The organism is Deinococcus aestuarii, from assembly GCF_018863415.1.
Taxonomy (GTDB): domain Bacteria; phylum Deinococcota; class Deinococci; order Deinococcales; family Deinococcaceae; genus Deinococcus; species Deinococcus aestuarii.
In genome coordinates this window covers 1-26,119 of record NZ_JAHKSN010000016.1, presented here as the reverse complement: position 1 = coordinate 26,119, position 26,119 = coordinate 1, and the positions used below count along the sequence as shown (strand labels likewise).

20 protein-coding genes, 1 pseudogene and 2 CRISPR repeat arrays are annotated in these 26,119 nt (G+C 71.9%); of the genes and pseudogenes, 11 read left to right on the top strand and 10 right to left on the bottom strand.

The features are described from left to right. Positions 1 to 41: 41 nt before the first annotated feature. Positions 42 to 1,451, top strand: coding sequence for a replication initiator protein A (locus IC605_RS16950; RefSeq protein ID WP_216326882.1), 1,410 nt, complete (start codon positions 42 to 44; stop codon positions 1,449 to 1,451). Between the two features lie 6 nt (positions 1,452 to 1,457). Here IC605_RS16950 and IC605_RS16945 read toward each other — a convergent pair whose 3' ends face one another. From IC605_RS16945 to IC605_RS16910, 8 genes are all read right to left on the bottom strand, one after another. After that, the gene (locus IC605_RS16945) at positions 1,458 to 2,090 is read right to left on the bottom strand and encodes a DsbA family oxidoreductase (RefSeq protein ID WP_216326879.1); all 633 of its coding nucleotides are present in this window, start codon (positions 2,088 to 2,090) and stop codon (positions 1,458 to 1,460) included. Positions 2,091 to 2,208: 118 nt separating this feature from the next. After that, positions 2,209 to 3,210 (bottom strand): UDP-glucose 4-epimerase GalE, encoded by a 1,002-nt coding sequence (galE, locus tag IC605_RS16940; RefSeq protein ID WP_216326877.1) that lies wholly within the window; start codon positions 3,208 to 3,210, stop codon positions 2,209 to 2,211. 49 nt (positions 3,211 to 3,259) lie between these two features. Further along, positions 3,260 to 4,291, bottom strand: coding sequence for a galactokinase (galK, locus tag IC605_RS16935; protein ID WP_216326874.1), 1,032 nt, complete (start codon positions 4,289 to 4,291; stop codon positions 3,260 to 3,262). A gap of 158 nt (positions 4,292 to 4,449) precedes the next feature. Beyond that, a complete protein-coding gene (locus IC605_RS16930) occupies positions 4,450 to 6,027 on the bottom strand; it encodes a glycerol-3-phosphate dehydrogenase/oxidase (protein ID WP_216326870.1) in 1,578 nt (525 codons plus the stop codon). A gap of 87 nt (positions 6,028 to 6,114) precedes the next feature. Next, positions 6,115 to 7,614 carry a glycerol kinase GlpK gene (gene glpK, locus IC605_RS16925; RefSeq protein WP_216326867.1) on the bottom strand — a complete coding sequence of 500 codons (1,500 nt, stop codon included), beginning with the start codon at positions 7,612 to 7,614 and terminating at the stop codon, positions 6,115 to 6,117. A 154-nt stretch (positions 7,615 to 7,768) separates the two neighbouring features. Then, entirely contained in the window at positions 7,769 to 9,091 is a 1,323-nt protein-coding gene (locus IC605_RS25415; protein WP_216326864.1) for an LCP family protein, read from the bottom strand. Positions 9,092 to 9,798: 707 nt separating this feature from the next. Beyond that, a CRISPR array of direct repeats spans positions 9,799 to 11,169; the repeat unit is 29 nt; unit sequence CGGTCCATCCCCACCCACGTGGGGAAAAC. Between the two features lie 64 nt (positions 11,170 to 11,233). Continuing rightward, on the bottom strand, positions 11,234 to 11,515 hold the full coding sequence (locus IC605_RS16915; RefSeq protein ID WP_216326861.1) for a hypothetical protein: 282 nt from the start codon (positions 11,513 to 11,515) through the stop codon (positions 11,234 to 11,236). After that, positions 11,512 to 11,679: a hypothetical protein gene (locus tag IC605_RS16910; RefSeq protein ID WP_216326858.1), complete on the bottom strand. Its 168-nt coding sequence runs from the start codon at positions 11,677 to 11,679 to the stop codon at positions 11,512 to 11,514. Before IC605_RS16910 ends, IC605_RS16915 begins: the two co-directional genes overlap by 4 nt. Positions 11,680 to 12,018: 339 nt before the next feature. On the opposite strand from IC605_RS16910, the gene IC605_RS16905 reads away from it, so the two are divergent. The 3 genes from IC605_RS16905 to IC605_RS16895 all read left to right on the top strand — a co-directional run bounded on the left by IC605_RS16905 (position 12,019) and on the right by IC605_RS16895 (position 15,084). Further along, entirely contained in the window at positions 12,019 to 12,195 is a 177-nt protein-coding gene (locus tag IC605_RS16905) for a hypothetical protein (RefSeq protein WP_216326856.1), read from the top strand. 32 nt (positions 12,196 to 12,227) lie between these two features. Next, positions 12,228 to 13,931, top strand: coding sequence for a tetratricopeptide repeat protein (locus IC605_RS16900; RefSeq protein ID WP_343216647.1), 1,704 nt, complete (start codon positions 12,228 to 12,230; stop codon positions 13,929 to 13,931). Positions 13,932 to 14,016: 85 nt separating this feature from the next. After that, positions 14,017 to 15,084, top strand: a complete 1,068-nt coding sequence (locus tag IC605_RS16895) for a helix-turn-helix transcriptional regulator (RefSeq protein ID WP_216326854.1) — start codon at positions 14,017 to 14,019, stop codon at positions 15,082 to 15,084. On the opposite strand, the gene cas3 is transcribed toward IC605_RS16895, so the two are convergent. After that, positions 15,069 to 17,927 (bottom strand): CRISPR-associated helicase Cas3', encoded by a 2,859-nt coding sequence (gene cas3, locus IC605_RS16890; protein WP_216326852.1) that lies wholly within the window; start codon positions 17,925 to 17,927, stop codon positions 15,069 to 15,071. The two genes, IC605_RS16895 and cas3, sit on opposite strands and share 16 nt — an antisense overlap. A gap of 162 nt (positions 17,928 to 18,089) precedes the next feature. Here cas3 and casA point away from each other — a divergent pair, with 162 nt between their 5' ends. Genes casA through cas2e form a run of 7 tightly spaced genes read left to right on the top strand, consistent with a single transcriptional unit; the run spans position 18,090 to position 24,198 of the window. Continuing rightward, positions 18,090 to 19,814 (top strand): type I-E CRISPR-associated protein Cse1/CasA, encoded by a 1,725-nt coding sequence (casA, locus tag IC605_RS16885; protein WP_216326851.1) that lies wholly within the window; start codon positions 18,090 to 18,092, stop codon positions 19,812 to 19,814. Continuing rightward, positions 19,795 to 20,445, top strand: a complete 651-nt coding sequence (gene casB, locus IC605_RS16880) for a type I-E CRISPR-associated protein Cse2/CasB (protein ID WP_246580964.1) — start codon at positions 19,795 to 19,797, stop codon at positions 20,443 to 20,445. Before casA ends, casB begins: the two co-directional genes overlap by 20 nt. Further along, on the top strand, positions 20,442 to 21,593 hold the full coding sequence (gene cas7e / locus IC605_RS16875) for a type I-E CRISPR-associated protein Cas7/Cse4/CasC (RefSeq protein WP_216326849.1): 1,152 nt from the start codon (positions 20,442 to 20,444) through the stop codon (positions 21,591 to 21,593). The genes casB and cas7e overlap by 4 nt, the downstream gene beginning before the upstream one ends. 2 nt (positions 21,594 to 21,595) lie before the next feature. Continuing rightward, complete coding sequence (gene cas5e / locus IC605_RS16870; protein ID WP_216326847.1) at positions 21,596 to 22,294, top strand: type I-E CRISPR-associated protein Cas5/CasD; 699 nt, start codon at positions 21,596 to 21,598, stop codon at positions 22,292 to 22,294. Next, positions 22,291 to 22,938 (top strand): type I-E CRISPR-associated protein Cas6/Cse3/CasE, encoded by a 648-nt coding sequence (gene cas6e, locus IC605_RS16865; protein WP_216326845.1) that lies wholly within the window; start codon positions 22,291 to 22,293, stop codon positions 22,936 to 22,938. Before cas5e ends, cas6e begins: the two co-directional genes overlap by 4 nt. After that, positions 22,935 to 23,897, top strand: coding sequence for a type I-E CRISPR-associated endonuclease Cas1e (gene cas1e, locus IC605_RS16860; RefSeq protein ID WP_216326841.1), 963 nt, complete (start codon positions 22,935 to 22,937; stop codon positions 23,895 to 23,897). The genes cas6e and cas1e overlap by 4 nt, the downstream gene beginning before the upstream one ends. Next, positions 23,866 to 24,198, top strand: coding sequence for a type I-E CRISPR-associated endoribonuclease Cas2e (gene cas2e, locus IC605_RS16855; RefSeq protein WP_246580963.1), 333 nt, complete (start codon positions 23,866 to 23,868; stop codon positions 24,196 to 24,198). The genes cas1e and cas2e overlap by 32 nt, the downstream gene beginning before the upstream one ends. Positions 24,199 to 24,265: 67 nt before the next feature. Beyond that, positions 24,266 to 26,003: a CRISPR direct-repeat array (repeat unit 29 nt; unit sequence GTTTTCCCCACGGGTGTGGGGATGGTCCG). 17 nt (positions 26,004 to 26,020) lie between these two features. Here cas2e and IC605_RS16850 read toward each other — a convergent pair. Then, a pseudogene (locus tag IC605_RS16850) lies at positions 26,021 to 26,119 on the bottom strand (IS5/IS1182 family transposase); the annotation flags it as partial.

The following is a 26,119-nucleotide window of genomic DNA, read 5'->3' as shown; positions in this document are numbered from 1 at the left end:
GATCTTTTAAAAGATTTAAAAACAACAACAGGGGGTCCCCGGTGGCCGAAAACGGCATCAAGCGCTTCGACGAACTCAACATCGCCCGGCTGAGCCTGATCAGCGTCCAGGAACGCATCCCCCCCGGCTACCGAGACTGGAGCGTGGAGCTGGAGGACGGCGAAAGGCGCTACCGGGTCACCTGCCAGGCCATGCCCGAGTACGGGGTGCCGCACGGGATCGACACCGACATCACCGCCGCCCTCGTGAACCTGTACATCGACCAGGGGGCCCCCGCCGACGGCAGCGTGACCTGCACGCCCTATCAGCTCCTTCAGACGGCGGGGCTCGACCACAGCGGGCGTTACTACGCCGCCCTCGACGAGAGCCTGAGACGGCTGACCACCACGAACTACTTCATCGCCGAGGGCTGGCGCGACCATCCGCGTAGGCGCTGGACGAACGTGAACTTCCGGTACATCGACCGCCTGGAATTCACTTCAGGCGAGAGTGACCGCCTCGACGCCTCCAGCATCCTCAAGATCACCCTGCCGCAGGAGATCGCGCGCAGCGTCCGCTCGGGGTACATCAAGCCGCTCGACCTGAGCTTCATGCAGACGCTGGGCCGCCCGCCCACGCGGGCCATCTACCGTCTCCTCGACGCCCAGCGCCGCGACCCCGAGCAGCCCGAGCGGGTGGCGATGACCTTTCAGGTCGGCCTGATGGAGTGGGCCCAGGCCTGCAAGATCGTGACCGACCGCCCCAGCATGGCCCAGCGCACCCTCGACGCCGCCCACGAGGAACTCCTCGAAAAGGGCTTCCTGAAAAACGTCGAGTACGTCGGACGCGGCAAGAAGAAATACCTGCACTACACCTTCGGCGAGGCCTTCATCCCCCCCAGCCCGGGGCTGATGGAGGACCTCGCGGGCATCGGCATCACCCAGACCCGCGCCCTGCAATTCGTGCGCGAACACGGCGAGGACGCCGTTGAAGACACCCTCGCCCGCTACCAGGCCATCCTGGCGGATGGATACAAACCCCGCAGCCGACCGGCCTTCTTCAGCGATCTGCTCAAGAATCCGGAGAAGTACGCCTCCCCCGAAGGGCCCGTGCTGGCCCCAGAAGGGCCCCAGAAGGCTCAGCGCAGGCGGGACCGCACCCAGAGTGCGACTGAGGGTTCCGAGGCCCCTTCACGGCCCTCTCAGGAGGAAGTCGGGGAGGGGGCAGACGAGGCCCTGCGGGACCTGTCCCGGGAGGCCCAGGTCGAGGAGGTCATGCGCACCCTGACGTTCCTGCTGCGGAATGACCTGAAGCTCATCGAACTCGACGCCCTGCGCCTCGCGCTCGACGAGGGGCTCGAGGACCCCCTGGAGGTCAAGGCGCGGGTGCTGCGCGGGGTGGGCAGCGGCGAGCGGGCCGCGATGGTGCGCGACCTGCGGGCCCGCCTGAGCCTTGTGCCGGGAGGGGATTGACCGCCCTCAACGCGGGCGCTTAATCGTCTCGATCCCGGCCCCCGAGCGCAGGACCTCGCCGTACAGGCTCCAGAGGTCCTGCGCCTCGTTGGGATCGCGGGTCAGGCGGGAAAAACGCAGGTAGGCCGCCTGACCCTCCGGCAGCGCGAAAGTCGGCGTGCCGAAGACGCCGAGGGCCGCCGCGTCCCGCAACTCGCCGCCCAGCTCGTCACGCAACGCCGCGTCGTCCGCGAGGTCACGGGCGAACTGTTCCGGGTCCAGCCCGGCCTCCCCGGCGGCGCCCCGGATCGTCTCCTCGTCCAGCTCGGCCTTGCGCTCGTGGCGGGCGCGGAAGAGGGCGAGGGTGAATCGCCACGCCGCCTCCTCCCCCTGCCGGGTCGCCGCGTGGGCGGCGAGAAAGGCGCGCAGGCTGCCCCGCTGGAAGGGCTCGCCCTCCCCGGCGCCCTGCTCGTGCAGCCACCACGTCGGGGCCTTGCGGTCGGGGTTCTCGGGGTGGTTGCCCTGCACGAGCGAGAAGTGCCGCAGCCGGAAGGGGAGCCCCCGTTCCTGCCGCAGCACGTCCGCCAGCTCCACCCCGCGCCAGGCGAAGGGGCACAGGAAGTCGAAGTACACGTCCGTCGCGGGGGTGGGAGTCGTCATGCCCGGACGCTACCACGCTCCGCCGCCCGATCTGCTCGTCACGTGACGAGCAACCGCGAACGACCTCCAAAAAAGCCCCCCGCCGCGCCGACGGGGGGAGCGAGTGGGTCGGGGGCGCCTACTTCCGGAAGCCGTGCGGGTGCGAGCGGTGCCACTCCCAGGCGGTGCGGATGATGCCCCTGAGGTCGGTGAAGTGCGGGGTCCAGCCGAGTTCCTCCTGGATGCGGCGGCTGTCGGCGACGAGGCTCGGCGGGTCGCCCGGTCGGCGCGGGGCGATCTCGCGCTTCAGGGGCGGCAGGCCGTCTTCGGCGATCACCGCGTCCACCGCGTCGAGGACCTGCTTCACGCTGAAGCCGTGCCCCAGGCCGACGTTGTAGGCGGTGCTCGCCGCGCCGTCCGCCAACGCCTGGACCGCCAGCACGTGCGCGTCGGCGAGGTCCACGACGTGGATGTAGTCGCGGATGCAGGTGCCGTCGGGGGTGGGGTAGTCCTCCCCGAAGATCATCATCTTCTCGCGCTGGCCGAGGGCGGTCAGCAGCGCGAGTTCGATCAGGTGGGTCTTGTTGGGGTGGTCCTCGCCGATGAGCCCGCCCGGCTCGGCCCCGCAGACGTTGAAGTACCGCAGCTTGACGTGGCGGACGCCGTGTGCCCGCTCGAAGGCGTCGAGCATGTGCTCGGTCATCAGCTTCGTCTCCCCGTACACGCTCGTCGGGCCCTTGGGCGCGTCCTCGGGGATGGGCGTCACCTCCGCGTCCCCGTACACGGCGGCGGTCGAGCTGAAGACGACGGGCGCCTTGACGGTCTCCGCATTCGCCTGAAGCAGGTTGAGGCTGCCCACCACGTTGTTGCGGTAGTAGCGGGCAGGCGCGCGCATACTCTCGCCCACCTCGATCAGGGCGGCGAAATGGATGACCGCCTCCGGCTTGACCCGCTGGAACAGGTCGCGCACCGCCTCAAAGTCGAGCAGGTCGGTCCGTTCGAAGGCCGCGCCCTGAGGCAGGGCCTCGGTGTGGCCGCTGGAGAGGTTGTCGAGGACGGTGACGTGGTGCCCAGCCTCCATCAGGCGGCGGACGGTGTGGCTGCCGATGTATCCGGCGCCCCCGGTGACGAGGAGATTCATGGTTGGACCTCTGGGGAGAAGGGGAGAGGGGTGGATGTCGGGCAAGGCCTCAGGGCACGACCCGCTGGCCCTGCCCGCTGTAGCGCGCGAGCACGCCGTCCGCGACGGAGACGGCCTCGCCCTGCGGCACGAGGGCCACGAGCGCCCCGCCGAAGCCCGCGCCGGTCATCCGGGCGCCGTACACGCGGGGATCGGCCTGGAGAAGGGCCACGAGTTCGTCCACCTTCGGGTGCGAGACCTCGTAGTCATCCTTCAGGCTGGCGTGCGAGGCGTTCATCAGCTCCCCGAAGCGCCCCGCGTCGGCGTGCAGGGCTTCCAGCACCCGCGCGTTCTCGAGGACGACGTGGCGGGCGCGGCGGCGCAGCAGGTCGTCCCCCAGGGCCTCGACCACCGCCACGTCCGTCACGTCACGCAGTTCGGGAACGCCGAGCAGGCGGGCGGCCTCCTCGACCTGGGCGCGGCGCTCGTTGTAGCCGCTGCCCGCCAGGGTGCGCGGAACACCGGAGTCGATCACGAGGACCTCCGCCCCCGCCGGGAAGGGGTAGACCTGCCGCTCCAGGGTGCGGGTGTCGAGGAAGAGCATGTGGTCCGTGTCGGCGAGGCTGCTCGCCATCTGGTCCATGATCCCCGACTTGACGCCGACGTACTCGTGCTCGACCCGCTGGCCGATCAGGGCGAGGTCCACGTCGTCCTGTTCCAGGCCGTACAGCTCGCGCAGGGCCCGCAGGGTGCCGACCTCCAGCGCCGCGCTGCTGCTGAGGCCCCCGCTCGGCACGTTGCTGTCGATGTGCACGTCGAGGGCGTCCGTCACGCCCAGCAGCTCGATGCAGCCGATCACGTAGGGGGCGAAGTCCTCGCCGCGCTCGCCGGGGGGCACGGTCAGGGTCCGGTTCAGGTTGGCGCTGTGGAGGCGGTGTTCACGCCCGCCGCTGCGCGCCACGCTCACGGTCGCGCGCTGGGGGATGGCGGTGGGCAGCACGAAGCCGCCCTGGTAGTCGGTGTGCTCGCCGAGCAGGTTGACGCGGCCCGGGGCACTGGCGGTGACCTCGGGCTCACGGCCGAAGACCTCCCGAAAGCTCATGCGTTCGCCTCACGGGGGCGCGGGGCGGTGGGGGGACGGGGACCGAATGCGGGCATGGGAACTCCCTTCTGCTGGGGGAACGTGGAGGGGGGCGTCGGGCCCCGCCCATCCTAGAGGCCTCCCGGCAGGTGGGGGCGCGGCCGCCCTCCAGCGTTCCTTCAGGCCAGGAGATACCCCCGCGCGAGGTCCCGGTAGGCCCGCACCTGCGCCTCCCGCCACGCCTCGCCCTGTCCCAGCTCCTCGGCGAGGAGGGCGGCGGCGCGGGGGGCAGCCTCGACGCTCGCGCGGGCGTTGAGGAGCAGGGCGCGGGTGCGGCGCGAGAGCAGGTCCTCGACGGTGCGCGCACTCTCCTTGCGCACGCCCCAGCGCAGCTCCGCCTCGGTGTAGGGCAGCTCGGGGTGGAGCAGCCGGTCCGCGCCCGGGAGGGCCTGGATGTCGTCCGCGTCCGAGCCGTAGACCCGCAGGTGATCGGGGCGCCCCGCCGTCTCCCCGGGCGGGCTCCAGCCGTGCAGGGGCAGGCCCCGCGTCAGGCTCAGGCGCTCCGGCAGCCCGGCGAGGGCGGCGGCGCGGTCCACCGTGTCCTCGCCCATGTGGCGGTAGGTCGTCCACTTGCCGCCCGTCAGGGTGAGCAGGCCCGAGTCCGAGACGCGGATGATGTGGTCGCGCGAGAGGGCCGCCGTGGAGCCCGCCCCGTCGGTCTTCTCGTTTCTCACGAGCGGGCGCAGGCCCACGTACACGCTGCGCACGTCGGCGCGGGTGGGGGCCGGGTCGAGGTAGCGCGCGGCGGTGCCCAGGATGAACGCGACCTCCTCCTCCTGCGGCCGGGGTTCGAGGCTCGCCTCGGGCACGGGCGTGTCGGTGGTGCCGATCACCACGCGGCCATGCCACGGCACCGCGAAGAGCACCCGCCCGTCGTCCGTGCGGGGCACCATCAGGGCGCTCTCGCCGGGCAGGAAGCGGCGGTCCACGACCACGTGCACGCCCTGGCTGGGCGAGAGCATGTCGCGCGCCCCGGGGTCGTCCATCCGGCGCACCTCGTCCACGAAGACGCCCGTCGCGTTGACGACCGCCCGCGCCCGGACCTCGTGCTCCCGCCCGGTCTCCCCGTCGCGGAAGCGGGCCCCGGCGACCCGGCCCCCCTCCTTGACGAGCCCGGTCACCGGGGCGTAGTTGAGGGCCACCCCGCCGTGATCCTCGAAGGTCCGCAGCAGGGTGATCGCCAGCCGCGAGTCGTCGAACTGCCCGTCGAAGTACAGGACCCCGCCCCTGAGCCCGTCCCGCTTCAGGGTCGGGACCTTGCCGAGCGCCCCCCCGCGGCTCACGAGGCGGCTGGGCTGGAGGTTCAGCCGCCCGGCGAGCGCGTCGTACACCTTGAGGCCGATCCCGTAAAAGGGGGTGGACCACCACGTGTACGCGGCGATCAGGAAGCCGAGGTCGTGGACGAGGTGCGGCGCGTTCTTTTTCAGCAGGCCGCGCTCGCGCAGGGCCTCGCGGACCAGGCCGACGTTCCCCTGGGCGAGGTAACGCACGCCGCCGTGAACGAGCTTGGTCGAGCGGCTGGACGTGCCCTTGGCGTAGTCGTGCGCCTCCAAGAGCAGCGTGCGGTAGCCGCGCGAGGCCGCCTCCACGGCGGTGCCCAGGCCCGAGGCCCCCCCGCCGATCACGAGGAGGTCCCAGACCTGCGGGGCGGTGGCGGCGGCGAGGAGGGGAGAGCGGGGGTCGGGGAGCGGGGGCATCGGGGTCCTTTCGGTGGGGGAGGGTGGGGCGGGCAGGCTGAGCGGATGCTTCCACATGGGGCGGCGGTTCAGAAGACCCGGATGTCCTCAGCCCTCCGGTTCCTCCCACGCCCGGCTGCGCTCGACCGCCCGGCGCCAGCGGCCCAGGCGGTGTTCGCGCTCGTCCGCGTCCATCCGCGGCTCGAAGGTGCGCTCCGCCCCCCACTGCCGGGCGATCTCGCCTTGGCCCGACCAGTAGCCGACCGCCAGCCCGGCGAGGTACGCCGCACCCAGGGCGGTCGTCTCCGTCACCCTCGGGCGCACGACGGGCACGCCGAGGATGTCGGCCTGGAACTGCATCATCAGGTTGTTGAGGCTGGCGCCGCCGTCCACCCGCAGCTCGCGCAGGTCGCCGCCGCCGTCTTGCCGCATGGCGCCGAGCAGCTCCGCCGACTGGAAGGCGATGGATTCGAGCGCGGCGCGGGCGATGTGGGCCGACGTGGTGCCGCGGGTGAGGCCCACCACCGTTCCGCGGGCGTACGGGTCCCAGTACGGCGCCCCCAGCCCCACGAAGGCGGGCACCAGGAACACGCCCCCCGACGACGCCACGCTCGTCGCCAGCGCCTCGACCTCGCGGCTCTCGCGGATGATGCCCAGCCCGTCGCGCAACCACTGGACGACTGCGCCCGCCACGAAGACGCTGCCCTCCAGCGCGTAGGTGCGCTCGCCCCCCAGTTGCCACGCGACGGTGGTCAGGAGCTGGTGACGGCTCGGCACCGCCTCCCCCGCCGTGTTCATCAGCATGAAACAGCCGGTGCCGTAGGTGTTCTTCGCCATGCCCCGCTCCAGGCACGCCTGCCCGAAGGTCGCCGCCTGCTGGTCCCCCGCGATCCCGGCGATGGGGATGCGGCGGCCAAATAAGCCCTCCGCCGTCTCCCCGTAGACCTCGCTGCTGCCCCTGACCTCGGGGAGGAGGGCGCGCGGCACGTTCAGCAGGGCGAGGAGCTCGTCGTCCCAGTCCCCGGTGTGGAGGTTGAACATCAGCGTGCGGCTGGCGTTCGTCACGTCGGTGAGGTGCCGCTCCCCGCCCGTGAGGTGGTAGACGAGCCACGAGTCCACCGTCCCGAAGGCGAGGTCGCCCCGCTCGGCCCGCGCCCGCGCCCCCGGCACGTGGTCGAGTATCCACGCCACCTTCGTCCCGCTGAAGTAGGGGTCGAGGACGAGGCCCGTCTTCGCCTGGAAGGTCGCCTCGTACCCCTGGGCCCGCAGCGCGTCGCAGGTCTGCGCGGTGCGGCGGTCCTGCCACACGATGGCGGGGTGGATGGGCTGCCCCGTGGCCCGGTCCCACACCACCACGGTCTCGCGCTGGTTGGTGATGCCGATGGCGGCGATGTCGCCCGCGCGCAGCCCCGCCCGGGTGATCGCCTCCTGCGCGACGCCGCTCTGGGTGCTCCACAGTTCCAGGGGGTCGTGCTCGACCCAGCCGGGCCGGGGGAAGGACTGCGCGAATTCCTTCTGGGCGGCGGATCGGACCGAGCCCTCCCGGTCGAAGACGATGGCGCGGCTGGAGGTGGTGCCCTGGTCGAGCGCGAGGATGTACTGGGACATGGCAGAAGGCTCCTTGGCAGGGGGACGGGGCCCGTCCGTCAACCCGGCAAGGCTGGGGCGGAGGGGTCCTGAGGTTCGCCGCCCACGATGCCACACGGGAGGGCGCCCGGCGGGGCGGTTCAGACCCACCCCGCCGGGCGCCCCTCGTTTCCTCCTACCGCAGGGCGAGGTGCAGGCGCCGCCGCTCCGCGTCGTTCACGATGTAGTAGTAGAGGCCGCCGATGGTCTGCCCGTGGCCGCGCACGCCGAGCCTCACGGGCGGCTGGTCGGCGTAGGGGTGGGCGCGGCGCAGGGTCACGATCTTGCGCGGGCCCAGGTCGGTGCGGACGTACGGGATGAGCTGGCGGGCGAAGTCGTTCATGCGCACGGTGTCGCCCACCGGAATGTCGGCCAGCTTCTCCATCAGGGCGCGCACGATCTGCTGGTGCCGGTCCTCGCGCCCGAAGGCGCCGCGCGGATCGAGCTTGCGCATCCGGCTGTAGGCGAGCGCCGTCTCGCCGTCGAGGTGCATCGGCCCCTTCCCGAAGTGGAAGCCCTCGTAGTCGAAGGAGAAGGGAACATTCACGTCCACCCCGCCTACCTGATCGATCATGTTGCGGAAGCCGCCGTAGCTGATCTCCGCGTAGTACTGGAAGGGAAAGCCGAAGAAGCGTTGCAGCGTGCGGTTGAGCAAGGCCGCGCCGCCGTAGCGGTAGGCGTGGTTCACCTTGTCCAGCCCGTGCCCCGGAATGTTCACCCGCGTGTCGCGCGGAATGCTCAGCAGGGTCACGGCCCGCCGGTCGGGGTTCAGTGTGACGAGCATGATCGAGTCGGCCCGGCCCTCGCCGATTCTTTCCTGGTCGTTGGCGATCAGAAGCACGTGCACGTTGTTCGAGTAGGGGTTGGGCCTCATGCTGCCGCCGTCGTTTTCCCCCACCGGGCGCGCGGACGCCTGCGGGGCCCGGGGCTGCGGCTGCGGCGCGGGGGCTGGCCGCGTGACCGGGGCCTGGGCGGGGGGCGTGGCTGGCCTGGGGGCGGCGGCACCCGGAGACGGTGCGGGTGCCGGTTGGGCGGCTTTCGTCGGCGTGGGCTGTGGCCTGCCCGTGGCCTGCGACCCCTCGGCTGGACGTGACGTGAGCGTGGCCGCCGCGACCACCTCCTCGGCCGGGGGGGACGCTTCGGCGGGGCGCTCAGGCGCCTGAACCGGGCTCTCGGCAGGTGTCTTGATGGACGGTGGGGGAGAGGCGGGCTGCTCGGACGGCTTCCGGCCCGGCCCGGGCTGCTCCGCCGTGGCCGGGGCGACCGCGGGCCTCTCCGCCTGCCCGGGGCTCAGGTTCTCGGGCTTCAGGTCCTGAAACAGCGGCTCGGCCTGCGCCTCCTCGGGATCGCCCTTCCCGGGCAGCTCCTGCCACACGGCCCGGGCGATCTCGCCGGTCTCCTGCTTCTCGCTGTAGAGGTAGCCCCCCGCGCCTCCCAGCACCACGAGGAAAAGGACCACCCACGGCCACCGCCGCCTCATCGCCCCCACCCCCGCAGCGGGAGACGGGACCACGCTCCACGCCCGGCTCTGAGCGGAGGGAGGGTCCGGAGACGTTCGGGCAGGTCGAGACGGGAGAAGACGGCGGGAGTCATGGGCGGTTCACATCCTAGCCTTGGGGTCAGGAAAGAGCGTCCGCCAAAGGTCCGGCAAGCGCTCCTCTTCCGTTAAGGTACTGTAGGCCCCCCACGCTGATTCCGGGCTGATGAGCCGTCCCACGGGGTGCGGGACGGGGTGGCGTTTTGAAGTGTGTCCACGTGAATGGGGAATACACGGTGCGGCGGCAAGGAGACCTGTGTGCCCTCGGACCATCTCCTCACGTGTGGGGAAAACCGGGAGCGGCTCGTGCAGCTCGGGGTGGCGAGCGGTCCATCCCCACCTATGTGGGGAAAACGTCCTGAGGTAGACCTGGCGCTCCTTGTTCCCCGGTCTATCCCCACCCACGTGGGGAAAACGAAGGCCCGGCACTGGTCATGCGGCGCCGGGTCGGTTCATCCCCACCCACGTGGGGAAAACTTCTGTTGCGAGGTCGCGTTGTCGGCGGCGTTCGGTCCATCCCCACCTACGTGGGGAAAACTCGCTCGCCCCCACCACCCGGCGCCGAATTACCGGTCCATTCCACCCACGTGGGGAAAACGCACCGACGGGCGCGGGCGACTTCCACATCAGCGGTTCATCCCCACCCACGTAGGGAAAACCTGGCGCGGTACGTCTCCGAACTGCACCGCGTCGGTCCATCCCCACCCACGTGGGGAAAACTCGGGTTCCTCCCTGATCTTGAACGTGGGCCACGGTCCATCCCCACCCACGTGGGGAAAACTCACCGTCCCCGAACGTGTGATAGACGCGCACCGGTCCATCCCCACCCACGTGGGGAAAACGAGAGAGATACCGTACCGCGCGGCGATCTCGGCGGTCCATCCCCACCCACGTGGGGAAAACGCGCGCACACCCCGCGTCCTTCAGCGCCGCCTCGGTCCATCCCCACCCACGTGGGGAAAACGCTCGTTGAGATTGGTGAGCTGCACCACGCGGCGGTCCATCCCCACCCACGTGGGGAAAACTCTCAGGGCCGCGTCGATCTGGGCAATCGCCGCGGTCCATCCCCACCCACGTGGGGAAAACGATGACCGTGGCCTCGGGGTCGATGGACACCTCGGTCCATCCCCACCCACGTGGGGAAAACTCGAACTGGTCAGCCCCCGGTCGGGCCTGAGCCGGTCCATCCCCACCCACGTGGGGAAAACACGAGCAGAGGGGTCAGCCAGGAGGGTGCACCTGGTCCATCCCCACCCACGTGGGGAAAACTGGAAAGGGAAGGCAGAAGGGACCGCGCACACCGGTCCATCCCCACCCACGTGGGGAAAACCTCGACCTCTACACCCTCGACACCCGCGTTCACGGTCCATCCCCACCCACGTGGGGAAAACACCCAGGACGGCGGCGAGCCCGTACTGAATCGCGGTCCATCCCCACCCACGTGGGGAAAACGAGCGTGGGGACGGGGAGGAAGTATGAATAACCGGTCCATCCCCACCCACGTGGGGAAAACGGGACGGGACCGACCGGCCCGGCGATCAGGGGCGGTCCATCCCCACCCACGTGGGGAAAACGAGTTCGTCGTGGTGAGCCCGGTCGAGAAGAGCGGTCCATCCCCACCCACGTGGGGAAAACACGTTCACCCAGATGTAGTGCCCGTCGGTGCCCGGTCCATCCCCACCCACGTGGGGAAAACGTCGTCGGGGAGGGTCGTCCAGCCCCAGTCCGAGGTCCATCCCCACCCACGTGGGGAAAACCTGTGATTGAAGGGGCACAGGTCTCTAACGGCCGGTCCATCCCCACCCACGTGGGGAAAACAGGAGGAGGGCGAGCAGCAGGCTGAGGGTGCGCGGTCCATCCCCACCCACGTGGGGAAAACTTGTGGTCGGTGACCTGCTGGGCGAGGGTCTGCGGTCCATCCCCACCCACGTGGGGAAAACTGGTCACGCGCCCGGTCTGTACGCCCACGATCGGTCCATCCCCACCCACGTGGGGAAAACCCTCCCGCCCGCCACAAAATCACCCGCTCCCATCCGAAGCCTCGCCAAAACGGTCTGACTCACCTCACATTGTCATGCGGCGCGGGCTGCGGCCCAGACCCAGCTTAGCCGACGCGCTCGTCCACCAATCCCAGCTTGTTGTCGGTACGTATGCGGGTGCGGCCCGGGGTGGCCCCGCCGTCAGTCGGGACGAGGGAAGGTAGCCGCGCAGCACGGGGTGGCGGCCCACCGCGTCCCGCACGTGCGCGGCGAGGTCAGCGGGCCCGGCGTAGGTGAGGGGAAGCGGGGAGCCCAGCCGCTCCTGGGTGACGACCCCATGCGGAACGGCGGGCTGGGGGGTCGTCACCGCAGGTGGGTGTGGACGCACGCCGCCCCCGGCTCCCAGGGCTGCTGGAAGACGGGGCTGGCCTCGCCGATCTCGGCGCTCACGCCCAGGTCCTCGGCGAGGAGGTTGTTCGTGCGGGCGGGCTCGCGGCCACGTCGAGGAGAGGGTGGGGGACGGGGAGCCACCGGCCCGCTCGGGAGCCACGGTCGCTCTTGGCCCAGAGGTGGCGGGCGGCGGGTCCCAGGGCCGGGAGGGCGGCGGGCATGGCCCACGGGAGCGGGCGGCCCGGAGGCGAAGGCGGGAACGACGAGGGGCGCTGAACCGGGCGTCCGAATTTGACGTTCCCCCCGGGCACGCTGAACGTGTCGCAGAGAAAACGCGATGCAGACAGCGCCGAGCGCCCCCGTACCCCTGCGGGCGAGCGCGCCGCCCGGACCTGACCCCTCCCGCAGACGCCGCCGCACAGGCGAGCGCCGCCGGGCCGTCATGTCCCGTTCCCGGGCCCCGCCCGAGGGAGACCGACCATGACCCACCGCGCCCGCACGACCGCCCGCCCCGCCCCCGCCCTCGCCCTGACGCTGCTGGCCGCCGCGCTGCTCGGCGTTCCGCTTGCCCGCAGCGCTGCCCCGCAGGTCGCCGCGCCCACTTCCGCCGCTCCCCTCCTCGCCGGGGACAACGACAAGGGGGGCATGGGCGGCTGACCCTTTCCGGAGGCGCCCGGTAGATTGAGCGGGTGCCGCGCCCGCCCGCCGCGTTCGTGTCCGACGAGGAACTTGCCCTGTCCGTCCCGGCCCTGGTGGAGGAGGGCCGGGCGGACCTCGCCCTGCGGACCCTGTGGCTCGCCGCCGAGGGGGCGCCGGGTCTGGACCGCTTCGCGCGGCTGCTGGACCTCCTCACCCTCCTGCCCCCGGAGACGCGGGGCGGCGGGCCGGGCGTGCGCCTCCACCTGCGGCTGCTGACGGGGCTGCGGCGCTCCGGGGACACGCTGGGCGCCGTGACCGCCGCCAGGCAGGCCGGGCTGGGTGCCCCCTTCCTGAACGTCTACGCGGCCTGGGCGCTCTCGCAGCAGGAGCGGTTCGGAGAGGCGCTGGAGGGGCTGGCCCCCAGCCTAAGCGAATCGCTGGACACCCACCCTGACGCCGGGCCGGAGACCGGGGGGCTCACCCGCTTCGAGGACACCCTGGGCTGGCGGGTGCGGGCGCGCTCGCTGGCCGCGCTGGGACGGGAGGGCTGGCGGGAGGCGTACGCGCGGGCGCGCCTCCATGCCTCCGGCCGGGCGCTGGCCCTGGTGTGGCTGGAGGAGGGCGCGACCCTCAGCGGGCGCGGGGACGTGCAGGGCGCCCTGCGCGCCTACACCCAGGCGCTGCCCTCTGTCGAGCACGACCCCTATTACCACGCGCTCGCCCTGCACAACCTGGGGCTGGTGTGCCTGCGCGCGGGCCGCTTCGAGGAGGCCGAGGCCTACTTCGGGCGGGTGCGCCGGGTCGGTCGCGCGGCGGCGGCCTTTCGCGCCCGCGCCCTGTGCGGGGAGGGGGCCGTGCGCCGCGCCCTGGGCGAGTGGGACCGCGCCGCCTCGGCCTACCGCGCCGCCCTGGACCTGGAGGCCGAGGACGACGACCGCCAGCAGGCGTGGCGCGGTCTGGGCCACACCCTGCGCCTCGCGGGCCGGGCCCGCAGCGCCCTGGAGTGGCTGACCCGCGCCACACTCGCCACCCCCGGCGACCGCCGGACGGGCCGCTCGTGGGTCTTCGTGGACGTGGCCGCTGCCTACGCCGCGCTGAGAGACCCCGCCGCCGCGCGGGACGCCCTGGGCCGGACGGGTCCCCTCACGGGCGAGGACGCCGACCGGGGGAGGGTCGTGCGCGCCGAACTCGCCCGGCAGGGGGGCGACCCCGCCGGGGCGCTCGCACACCTGGGCGGCCTCGACCCCCGGACCCTCTGGGCCCGCGAGGAGGCGCACGCCTTTCCCGAGCTGTTCGCCCTCCTCCCCGGCCCGGATCGCCCGGCTCCCCTGCCGCGCGCGGGGCGCACCCGCGTCACGGTGCGTGCCCTGGGTCCCCTCGACGTGCGGGTGAACGGGCGCCCGGTGCCGGTCGGGCCGACCTCGCGGGCGGGCGTGCTGCTCGTCGCGCTGCTGGAGGCGGAGGGGCGGGCGGGCACCGGGGAACTCGCCCTCGCCGTCTCCGACCGGGAGGACCGCCGCGAGCGGCACGGCAGGCAGGCGGTCTCGCGCATCGCGGGCGAGTTGCGCCGCGCCCTGGGCTGGGAGGCCAGCGTGCAGGCCCGCTCGGGCGCGTACTTCCTCGACCCGGGGGCCGACTGGGACTACGACGTGCGGTCGGCCCTCGACTCCGGCCAGCCCGTCGAGGCCTTTCTGAGCGGCGTCACCCTCCCCTGGGTCCTCGACCGGGAGGGGGAGTTGCGTCAGAGGGACTGAGATTCTCGCAGCCGCGAGCCGGAATAGACCCCGGCGCGACGATGGCGCGACACGCCACGCGCATCCTCACGGGTGGAGGACCACCGTGGGCGAACCCCTACCCCAGGACCCGGAACGGCACGAGCCGCCGTCCACCGACACCCAGAGACGCAGCACCTGGCGCAAGGCTCAGCGCCTGCGGCTGATCGAGGACGAGTTGCGGTCCCGGCCCCTGACCAGCCGCGAACTCGCCGACCTGCTCCGCGAGCCCATCCGCACGGTCCAGCGGGCCCTGAGCGACCTCGAACAGATGAGCCGGGGGGTGGAGAAACGGGGCGGGAGGTACCACATCCCCCACCGCCGCGAGCCGCTCGATCCGGTGGAGGTGCTGACCGTCCACGCCGCCGTGCGGCTGCTCTACCACCACGCGCCCGCCCACCACAGCCGCTATATCAGCGCCCTGCACAAGATCGCCCATAGCCTGCCCGAGGCGACCCGGCGGGTGCTCAACGAGTCGGTGGTCGTCAACACCGCCCGGCGCAGCGACGACGGCACCCTGGAGCGGGTCGCCCTCGCCTGGGAGCGCCATCAGGTCCTGCGCTTCGACTACAAGCGCCCGAACGGCGAACTCGAACGCGGCAACGAGCTGTGCGTGTATTTCGTGGAGGTCAGCCGCGCGAACCTCGCCCCCTACGTGATCGGGCTGGAGCGGCGCCGCCGGGGCGAGGTCCGCACCTTCAAGCTCGGGCGGATGCTCAATCCCGCCACGCTGAGCGATACCTACACCATCCCCGAGGACTTCAACCCCCGCGACTACCTCACCGACGCCTGGGGCGTGATCGGCGGCCAGAACCCGATCACCGTGCGGCTGCGCTTCACGCCCGACGCCGCCTACCGCGTGCTGGAGGGCGGCTATCCCAACGCCAGCGAACCTTTGATCTACGCCGACGGCAGCGTCGAACTCGACATCCGCGCCGGGACCGACCACACCGGCCTGCCCCGCGAACTCATCCCCTGGATTCTCTCCTGGGGACCGAGGGTGGACGTGCTGGGCCCGGCGTTCGTGCGGCGGCACTGGCTCGGCGAACTGCGCGCGGCGCTGCGGCGGCACGAGCCGGAATTCGGGGCGGCGGGTGAGGCCCCCGTGTCCCCGGAACCTCACCCGCCCTCGTAGACCAGGCCCCGCTCGGGGTCCAGCCGCACCCGCAGGCCCTTCACCACGGCCACGCCGCCCGTGAAGACCAGCGGCACGGCGTCGCGCAGCAGTGGATGCGCCCGCCAGCCCCGGTGCTCGCCCCCCAGCGACTGCCCCTGCTCCTCCCACTTCGCCAGGCCGAAGCGCACGAGTTCCCAGCGGGAGACGCTGAGGGAGCGGCGGTAGATCCGGATGGCGTGGTCGGTGTCGGCCTTGCCCAGCCGGTCGAACAGGGGCGCGATGTCTTCCTGCCCCCGGTCCCAGAAGGGCGAGCGGCACACCCGCCACACGTCATTCTCGGTCCGTTCGACGGGTACGATCCGCACCCCTTCCTCGCCCAGGCGGGTGCGGGGGCGCTCCGGCTCCTCCCCGGCCCCCACGGCGGCGGGGTCGTCATTGAGGCTCTCGCTGTCGGGGTCGGGGCGGCGGTGCAGGGGTGTCTGCCAGAAGTCGGCGGGGCGGCCGATGTGGGCGAACAGGCCGGTCTTGGCCTCGTTGCCGCGCTTGTTCTCCAGGTCCGCCTCGGCCGCCGCGAGTTGCTCGCGCTGTTCGGGGGCCAGCTCGGGTGCGGCAAAATCGGGGACATACACCTCCTGCACCAGCTCGTCCAGATCGTCGGGGAGGGTCAACCCGGCCGCCAGGCGCCGCCGCAGCGACAGCCATGAGCGGTAGAGCAGGGCGGGGGCATAGACGCGGCCCCAGAACTCGCGCTCCAGGCTCGCGTCGGGCCATTCGTCCAGCCCGGAGACGTGCAGCACGGCGTCGTCGTGGCCGTGCCGCTTCCCCCGGTTCGCCGCGTGGCGGTGCAGCCGCCCGGCCCGTTGCAGCACGAGGTCGGCGGGCGCGAGGTCGGTCAGCATCACGTCGGCGTCGAAGTCCAGGCTCTGCTCGGCCACCTGGGTGGCGATCAGGATGAAACGCTCCGGGCGCTTGCCGCCTTTGCCCAGGTAGCGCAGCACCCGCTCCTCGCGCTCCAGCCGCTCGTCCGCCGGGTAGCGGGCGTGGTAGAGCAGCACGCTGACGGCCCGGGGGTCCTTGCCGCCGCCCTTCGTGCAGGTCCGGGCGGTCACGCCCCGCCCCTCCAGCTCGGCCAGCACCCGCGCCTGCACCGCCTGTGCCCGCGCCACGGTGTTCACGATCACCGCCACGCACCCGCCGTCCACCGCGAGGTCCACCGCTTGCCGGGCGACTTCCTCCAGCGCGCTGCCCAGGGGCCGCAGGGTGACGTGCTGGCGCGGACGGCTGGCGGTGCCGTCCTCGTCGTGGTCGGGGACGGTGAGGGTCCGGACCTCTCCCCGCGCCGGGGCGACCGTCAGGCGCGGGTAGGCCGCCGTGGGCGCGTCCTCCACGCCCCAGGCCCGCAGCAGGGCGCGACGGCCCGACCCGGGCAGGGTCGCGCTCATGATGACCACGCTGGACCCCAGCGCCCGCAGCCACGCGACGAGGGCCGCGATCAGCTCGGACGTGTAGGTGTCGTAGGCGTGAACCTCGTCCAGCACGACGACCCGGTTGCCCAGCCCCCACAGCCGCACGAACTGGTGCGACACGCCCAGCACCCCCAGCAGCGCCTGATCCACCGTGCCCACCCCGTACTCGGACAGCAGCGCCCGCTTGCGGTGGGTGAACCACTCCTCGGCGCGGACGCCGTAGCCGTGGGCCTCGGCGGGGTCGCGCTCGGCGTTGCGGGTGCGCCGGACGGTCGCCTGGAACTTGTCGTTCAGCAGCGTGCCCCCGTGCGCGAGTTGCAGGTCGGGCGGCGTCTCCCGGCCCTGCGCCTTCAGGAACTCCGCGAAGCGCCCGTACATCGCGTTGCCGGTCGCCTGGGTCGGCAGTGCCACGTACATGCCCCGGTGCCCCGCCGCCCGCTGAAGCTGGAGGTGCGCGTAAAAGGCCGCCTCCGTCTTGCCCTCACCCATCGGGGCCTCCACCAGCACGAGGGCCGGGCCGCTGACATCGGCCAGGGCCTGCGCCAGCGCCGTCTGGAGGGGGCGGGGTGGGAAGCCGAAAACCTCGGGGAAGGGGGGCAGCTCCTCGCGCAGAGGGGCGAATACGGGCCAGCGAATCCCGGCCAGCGTCTGCCGCGCCCGTTCCCGCGCCCGCGCGAAGTAGGCCGCCGGGTCGTCATAGGCCGAGAAATCCGTCACCGTGGGCAGCGGGAAGGAACTGCCCAACCAGTCCGCGAAACTGGTCAGGCCCGCGAGACGCATGAAGGCGGCGGGGGTGAGGGTGACGGTAGTGGGCACGGCGTCGTAGCGGGCACCGATGCCCAGGGTGACGAGGCGGCACAGCTCCTGGCGAACCTGCCCCCAGCGGGCGTCCCCGGTCTGCGCCTGCGGGAGGTTGAGTTCGCGGTCCTCCACCCGGAACCCGTGATGGCACCCCACCGCGTCCGCGGCGCCCCGCGCCACCGGCCCCGGCCACCCCAGCCCGGTCAGGAAGTCCGGCAGCACCGCCTGGGTCACCACCCCGTGCGGCGCGTGAGGCTCGCGCAACTCGGCGGGGAAGCGCAGCGCCGGGTCCACCCCGTTTTTCCCCTCGGCCCACAGCACCTGAAAAGCCGGGCTCGCCTTTCCCAGATCGTGCAGGGCCACCAGCGCCAGCGTCCAGGCCAGCGCCTGCTCGCCCTCCAGCCCCAGGTCGCCCCCAAACAGTGCCCGCGTCTGCGGCGGCTCCAGGCTCAAGATTTCCGCCGCGCACGCCGCCACGTCGAGCAGGTGGTTGAGGACGGGGAGCCAGGCCCCCACCGAGCCGTCCGCGTTCTTCTTCGCACTCTTGGCCCACAGGGTCCGCGCCGCCGCCGTGATCGGGTGAAGTTGAGTCATGTGGGGAGCGTACCGGGAGGAAGCGACAAAATCGGTCGCACAGTCGCGTCCCGGCAGCCATGAGGGAGGCAGGCTCAACTTTTGTGCCTGTGTGCGGACGGCAAGACCACCTGTGACAGTCCAGCGACGCCCCATCCCGACAATAAGGCTGGAGGTGAACCGTTGGACACTTTTTCCCTGCTGGACAGGGAGTGGATTCCTGTTGTCACCCAGGACGGCGAGCGTCGGCCCGTCGCTCTTCGGGATTCCCTGCTGCGGGCCGCCGACTTCGGCCGCATCGACGCCGGGCACCCGTTGCAGACCGCCGCGCTCTACCGGCTCCATCTGGCCCTCCTGCACCGGGCGCTGAGGGGTCCCGGGGACGCGGAGCAGGGGGCCGACTGGTATCTGGCTGGGCGGTTTCCGGACGAGGTGGCCCGCTATCTGGAGCGGTATGCCGACCGCCTCCACCTCTTCGGACCGCGACCCTTCATGCAGATCGTGGGGCTGGACCCGGCGGCCGTGGGCGAGAACTTCCGCAGCCACTGGACCCGCCTGAGCACCGAGGAGGGCAGCCCGAACACGACGGCCCTCTTCAACGTGGAGGCCCGGCCCGGTGGCCTTCGCAGCGACGCGCTCACGCCCGCGCGGGCGGCCCTACACCTCGTGGCGCACCAGACCTTCGCGCTAGGGGGACTCATCAAACGCTTCACCACCTCGGCGCGGGCGGCTCCGGTGGCGACGGCGGGCCTGTTTCTGGCGGAGGGGGCGAACCTGCACCAGACCCTCTGCCTCAACCTCGTGCCCTACCCGCAGGCCATGCGGGACCAGGACCTGCCGCCCTGGGAGGAGGAGCCGCTGACCGCGGAGCACATCCGCGCCCGGTACGACCCCGAGCGGCCCCGTGTGGCCGGGGGGTACGCCAGCCGCTACGCGTGGCCCAGCCGCAGCGTTCTGCTGCTGCCCGAGGAGACGCCAGGGGGCGTGGTCGTGCGCTCGGTCGGCTTCGGCGCCGGAATGCCGCTGGAGGGGGCGGGCGAGGGGGGCGGCACGGGCACCGACCCGATGGTCAGCCTGCGCCCCAGCCGCGACCCCAAGAACGAGCAACCCTTTCCCTACAAACTGCGGCGCGAGCGGCTGCTGTGGCGTGACCTGAACGCCCTGCTGCCCGACCCCGCCGCCCAGGTGGCCGAGGACCGCAAGGGGGGGGTGAAGGTCCGGCCCGGCACTCCGCCCAAGACCGTCTCGCACGCCCGCGACGTGATGCGGGCCGCTGCCGAGCGGCTGGGGCGAACGGGTGAGGCCCGGCAGAGCCTCCCCTCCCAGGACGCGCCCGAGGGCGGCTGGGCCGAGGAAGGCACGCCCGACGCCCGCGCCGCGCACCCGGTCATTCCCGTCGTCGTGTTCGGCCAGCTCACCGATCAGGGCAAGGCCTTTGCCATGCGGCAGGAGACCTACACGCTGCCGGAAGCCTTTATCGAGAATCCCGAGGGGTTCCGCGACCACGTGCGGGCGGCCCTGACCGACGCGGGGACGGTGGGCGAGGGCCTGCGCCGCTCGGTCCACCTTCTCGCCCACGCCCTGCTGAAAAAGGACGGTGAGCGCGACCCCCACAAGGACGACGTGGGCAAGCTGGCCGCCCAGATTCCCGCCGAACCAAGCTACTGGGCGGGGCTGGACACCCCCTTCCGCACCTACCTGCTGGCGCTGGACGCGAATACGGACGCGGCCCTGGCGGGCTGGCACGCCGCCCTGAGCCGCGCGGCGCGGGCAGGCTGGCGCACCGCCGAGCAGGCCGCCGGGATGAACGCGGTGGGCCTGCGGGCCATCGAGAAAGCGCAGGGGCCGCTGCTGGGGGCCCTGGGCACCCTCAAGAACGGAGGCACCCATGACCAAAGTAGCGGATGACCGCCCCGCCCGCTTCGTGGCCGAGCTGCGTCGGCTGGAACGCGGCCCCCTCGCGCAGCTCCGGCGGGGGCTGGGCGGCGACGAGCGCGGCGTGTACTGGCTGGAGGGGCTGTATACCCGCACCGGCTACGGCGCGGCGGAACCCTACCGGAAAGACGCCCTGCAACTCGTGGCGGGCCTGTATGCCCTGGGGCCGCGGGCCCGGCAGGACGAGGGCGACGCGGCGGAGGTGGAAATGCCGCCCGCCGAGAACGCCGACACGGAAAGAGGCCCCTCCATCGGCCTGCTGATGGGTAGGCTCTACCTCGCGCAGGACCGGCGGCCCAGCACCGAGAAACGCTTCCTGGGGCTGCTGGACACCGACCGCGACGGCCTGAACCACCAGATGCGGCAGGCGGTGACCCTGCTTGCCACCGGGGACCTGACGCCCGACTGGGTGCGCCTCACCACCGACCTCCTGTACTGGGGCGACCGCGTGCGCCGCGAGTGGGCGCAGGACTTCTACCGCGAGATCAGCCGGGAGGCGAAGGCGCAGGCCGAGGTGCCTTCCACAGCCTCCCCGGAAGACGCGCCGCCCACCCCGACCCCCTCTTCCCAGACCGGCGACGACGCCGATGGAGACACGCTATGAAAGCCCTCCTCGAACTGCACTACCTCCAGAACTTCGCCCCCAGCAACCTCAACCGCGACGACACGGGCAGCCCCAAGGACGCCTTTTTCGGCGGCACCCGGCGGCTGCGGATTTCCTCGCAGTCGTTCAAGCGGGCCATGCGGCAGGACTTCGGGGGGCGGCAGCTTCTGCGGCCGGACGAGATGGGTGTGCGGACCAAGCGGGCGCACGAGGCGATTGCCGAGCTGCTCGCGGGCGAGGGCCGCACGGGGGAGCAGTGCCGCGCCGCCGCCGAACTCGCGCTGGGCGGGCTGGGCCTCCCCGTCAAGGACGGCAAGAACCAGTACCTCCTCTTCCTGGGCCGCGACGAGCTGCGCCGGGTGGCCGACATCATCAACGCCAACTGGGCCGAGTTCCAGGCGGCGGCCCCCGCGTCCGAGGAGGGCGGCAAGAAAAAGGCCAGCAAGAAGGCGACCCTGGGCGGTGACTTGGGCAAGCAACTGGCCGGGGCGCTGAACGGCTCCAGGGCGGTGGACGTGGCCCTCTTCGGGCGGATGCTCGCCGACCTCCCCGACAAGAACGCCGACGCGGCGGCGCAGGTCGCGCACGCGATCAGCACCCACGGGCTGCGCGAGCGGCAGTACGACTTCTACACGGCGGTGGACGACCTCAAGCCCGAGGACAACGCCGGGGCCGACATGCTGGGCACGGTGGAGTTCGCCAGCGCGACCGTCTACCGCTACGCCTGCATCGACCTGGGCAAGCTGCTGGAGAACCTCCAGGGCGACCGCGAGCTGCTGGAGCGGGGGCTGCGGGCCTTCCTGTACGCCTCGGTCTTCGCCGCGCCGACGGGCAAACAGAACACCTTCGCCGCGCACAACCTGCCGGGGCTGATGGTGCAGGTCGTGCGCCGGGACACCTCGCCGCGCAACCTCGCCAACGCCTTCGAGAGGGGCGTGCGGGCCGAGGGTGGGGGCGGCTACCTGGCCCCCAGCGTCGCGGCGCTGGCCGACGAGATGGGCTGGCAAAACGGCGTGTTCGGGGACGCGGGGACCGCCCGCTTCGTGGCGCGGGAGGGCGGGCACGAGGTCTTCGGGGAGGCGATGCCCGGCGTGGCGGCCCTGATCGACGCGACGGTCGCGGACGCCCTGCACGCGCTGGGGGCCTGACGGTGGCGACCCTGCTGCTGCGGCTGGTGGCGCCCATGCAGGCCTGGGGCACCCGCAGCCGCTTCGACGACCGCGACACCGAGGCCGAACCCAGCCGCTCGGGCGTGCTGGGCCTCGCGGCGGCGGCGCTGGGCATCGACCGGGCCGAGCCGGTGGACCACCTGACCCGCCTGCGCTTCGGCGTGCGGGTGGACCGTCAGGGGGTGGCGTCCAGCGACTACCACACGGCGCAGCTCTTCCCCCATTCCCCGAAGACGCGGACCGACGTGACCCGCCGCGCCTACCTCGCGGACGCCGCCTTCTGGGCCGGGCTGGAGGGGGACCGGGAGGTGCTGGCCGAGTTGCACGCCGCCCTGAAAAACCCGCACTGGCCGCTGTCGCTGGGGCGGAGGGCCTTCCAGCCGAGCCTGCCCATTTTCGCCGGGCCTCCGCTGGAGGTGACCCTGTGGGACGCGCTGCGGGAGGCGCCCGGCCTGCGCCGTGAGGAGAACGGCGAACCTTACCGCCTGGTGCTGGACCGGGAGGCGGTGCCGGAGGGCGAGCGGGGCCGCGCCTCCCCCTCCCGGCGGCAGGACGTGCCGGACGGTCCCTTCGCGCGGCGGCGCTACGTGTCCCGCGACGTGCTGACGGTGACGGCCGACCTCGACCTGCCCCGCGACCCGGTGCTCCGGCACGAGGACCGCGAGGAGGTGGGTGCGTGACGCCGCTGCACCTCTCCCGCCTGACCTTCGACGACCGCGACCCCCGTACGGCCCGCGACCTCGCCAGCCCCTACGCCCTGCACCAGACCCTGCGCTGGGCCTTTCCGGGGGCAGGGGTGGAGGGGGCGCCCCTGCCGGACGGCGAGCGGCTGCTGTGGCGCCGGGAGGACCGGGCCACCCTGCTGGTGCAGAGCCTGACCGTGCCCGACTGGGAGGCCCTGAACGCCCGGCATCCCGGCTCGCTGCGGGGCCGGGAGGTCAAGGCGGTGGACCTGACAGGAGCGCTGACCCCCGGCCGTGCCCTGCGCTTCCGGCTGCGGGCGAACGTGACGGTACGCAGGCTCGACGAGCGGGGCCGCAGCCGCCGCCACGCCCTGCGCGGGCCGCACGAGCAGCTTCTCTGGCTGGAGCGGCAGGGCGGCCAGCACGGCTTTGACCTGCTCGCCGCCGATATCGCCCACAGCGGCACCGTCCGCACCCGCAAGGGCGCCCAGACCCTCACCCTCCACACCGTCACCTTTGGCGGGTTGATCGAAGTGAGCGACGGCGCGGCGCTCCTCGCGGCCGTGCGGGGCGGCCTGGGCCACGCCAAGGCGCTCGGCTGCGGCCTGCTGAGCCTCGCGCCTGCCGGAGGTGCCCCGTGACTCAACCCTCGCCCCAGGGCGCGATCATCTGGCAGCGGCAAAACCTGCGCGAGCTGCCCAAATTCCGCGACGGCACGGGCTACCTCTACCTCGAACACACCCGCCTGGAGCAAGACGGGCGCGGCGTGCGCGCCTACCACCCGGAGGGGATGCTCACCGTCCCCATCGCCAACCTGAGCGTCCTCCTCCTCGGCCCGGGGTGCAGCGTGAGCCACGAGGCGGTGAAGGCCCTCTCCGACACCGGCTGCTCGCTGCTGTGGGTCGGGGAGGGGGGCGTGCGCCTGTACGCGAGCGGCCTGGGCGAGACCCGCAGCGCGGCCCGCCTCCACCGCCAGGCCATGCTGTGGGCCCACCCGCAAAGCCGCCTGAAGGTCGTGCGGCAGATGTACGCGATGCGCTTCCCGGAAGGGCTGCCGGACGACCTGACCCTCCAGCAGATTCGCGGGCGCGAGGGGGCGCGGATGCGGGACGCCTACGCCCGCTACAGCGCCGCCCACGGGGTCAAATGGGACGCCCGGCAGTACAGGCAGCAGGACTGGGACCGCGCCACGCCGATCAACAAGGCGGTCAGCGCGGGAAACGCCTGCCTGTACGGCCTCGCGCACGCGGCGATCCTCAGCATGGGGTACAGCCCGGCCCTGGGCTTCGTCCACACCGGCAAGCTGCTGTCCTTCGTCTACGACGTGGCCGACCTCTACAAGGTCGAGGTGGTGCTCCCCGTCGCCTTCCGCGAGGCGGCCACCCCGGGCGACGACCTCGAACGCCGCGTCCGCACCGGATTGCGCGACCACATGACCCGCCTTCGGCTCCTCGAACGCATGGCGGCGGACCTCGTTCACCTCCTCGGCGGCGACGACCCGGACCCGGAGCCGAGTGCGCCGGGCGACCTCTGGGACCCGGGGGGCAACGCGACGGGAGGAAAGAACTATGCTGGTGATGACCCTGGAAGCCGTTCCTGAGAGCCTGCGCGGCGAACTTGCCCGCTGGCTGATCGAGGTGCAGCCGGGCGTGTACGTCGGCAACGCCTCGGCCCTCGTGCGTGACCTGCTGTGGGACAAGGCCGTGCAGCACACGCGCCGGGGCCGCTGCACCCAGGTCTACCGCGCGGGGAACGAGCAGGGCTTCGTGATCCGTACCCACGGCGACGCCACCCGCCGCGTCGTCAGCCTCGACGGCTATCAACTGGTCGCCGTCCGCAACGCCCGTCATACGGAACTCAGCCGGGAGTATGCCCCCCCCGAGGACGACGACAAATTGTGAGGTGAGTCGGAGTTGGAGTGGGGATCTCGGTGTGGGTGATGCCTGGGAAGGCTTGTGTTTTGAGAGGGTTTTCCCCACGGGTGTGGGGATGGTCCGGGCACGACCGTGGGCGCCGGGCGAATCGAGGTGTTTTCCCCACGGGTGTGGGGATGGTCCGTCCCCGGGCTGGGCCTGCGCCTGGGTGACCTGGTTTTCCCCACGGGTGTGGGGATGGTCCGCCCTGGCCGAACTTCGAGACCTCCTTGCTCGCGTTTTCCCCACGGGTGTGGGGATGGTCCGGACGCAGTCTCGAAAACTGCGTCCCACACGGTGTTTTCCCCACGGGTGTGGGGATGGTCCGGCGGGCGACACCCTGCTCGACCGGCTGCTGCGGTTTTCCCCACGGGTGTGGGGATGGTCCGCTTTCCAGCAGGGGCAGCCTGCTGGGCTTGTGGTTTTCCCCACGGGTGTGGGGATGGTCCGCCTGATTAATGCGGCCGCGACAACGGGTGTTCGTTTTCCCCACGGGTGTGGGGATGGTCCGGGGGCGAGGGTCGCGTCGTTCACCCCGCTGGCGTTTTCCCCACGGGTGTGGGGATGGTCCGGGGAGGGCGGCCGGGGGCTCACCCGCCTCCAGGTTTTCCCCACGGGTGTGGGGATGGTCCGCGGTGGGGGCTCAGCCTGCCCACCGCCGACACGTTTTCCCCACGGGTGTGGGGATGGTCCGCGGTTCGAGCTGGAGCGGACCCGCGTTCACGGGTTTTCCCCACGGGTGTGGGGATGGTCCGAACGCCCACATCCACGCGATGGGGTACGACCCGTTTTCCCCACGGGTGTGGGGATGGTCCGGGCGTAGCGCGCACCTGTCTCCTCGTCATCCAGTTTTCCCCACGGGTGTGGGGATGGTCCGGTCCCCGCGGTGGTCGTGCCCTTCGTGCATGAGTTTTCCCCACGGGTGTGGGGATGGTCCGAACAGCATCACCAGCAACACCGTGAGCAGCACGTTTTCCCCACGGGTGTGGGGATGGTCCGACCTACGCGCCGGGGGTCGCCCACACCGGGACGTTTTCCCCACGGGTGTGGGGATGGTCCGATGTGCCGGGAGTTGTTGGGAAGCCGGAGCTGGTTTTCCCCACGGGTGTGGGGATGGTCCGCGCCGGGGCGTGATCCCCGAGGACCTCGACAAGTTTTCCCCACGGGTGTGGGGATGGTCCGCTACGCGAGAAGGGGCTGGTCTAGGTGGACGCGTTTTCCCCACGGGTGTGGGGATGGTCCGCCCGCCAGCCGTCGGTATACCCGTACTGGCGGGTTTTCCCCACGGGTGTGGGGATGGTCCGCAGCTCGCCTCGCCGTCCTTGAGGCCCTGGCCGTTTTCCCCACGGGTGTGGGGATGGTCCGGGGATAGCGCGTGGCCCAGTACACGCCCCATGCGTTTTCCCCACGGGTGTGGGGATGGTCCGGGCTCCATCATCGCCCTGACTACGGCGCTCGTGTTTTCCCCACGGGTGTGGGGATGGTCCGCAGGAGGAGCGGGAGGCGGCTCGGCAGCAGGGGTTTTCCCCACGGGTGTGGGGATGGTCCGTACAGCGCCGCGCCGCTGCTGACGGTGGGGTCGTTTTCCCCACGGGTGTGGGGATGGTCCTGCCCGCCTCACCCTCCCGGAGAGCGCCATCGTGTTTTCCCCACGGGTGTGGGGATGGTCCTGCACCGGCCCCGACTGATCGGTCCAGCTCCTGGTTTTCCCCACGGGTGTGGGGATGGTCCGTTGTCTGGGATGTAAACCGGGTGCGTGAACTCGTTTTCCCCACGCGTGTGGGGATGGTCCTAGAGGCTGGGCAAAGCCCTATCCAAAAAATGGCTTGATTTTCGCCAGCATCAGAACGCAAGCGGCAACAAAGTGAAAGCCGATCAGAGTAGAGGACAAGCGTTCTAAATCTCGTCC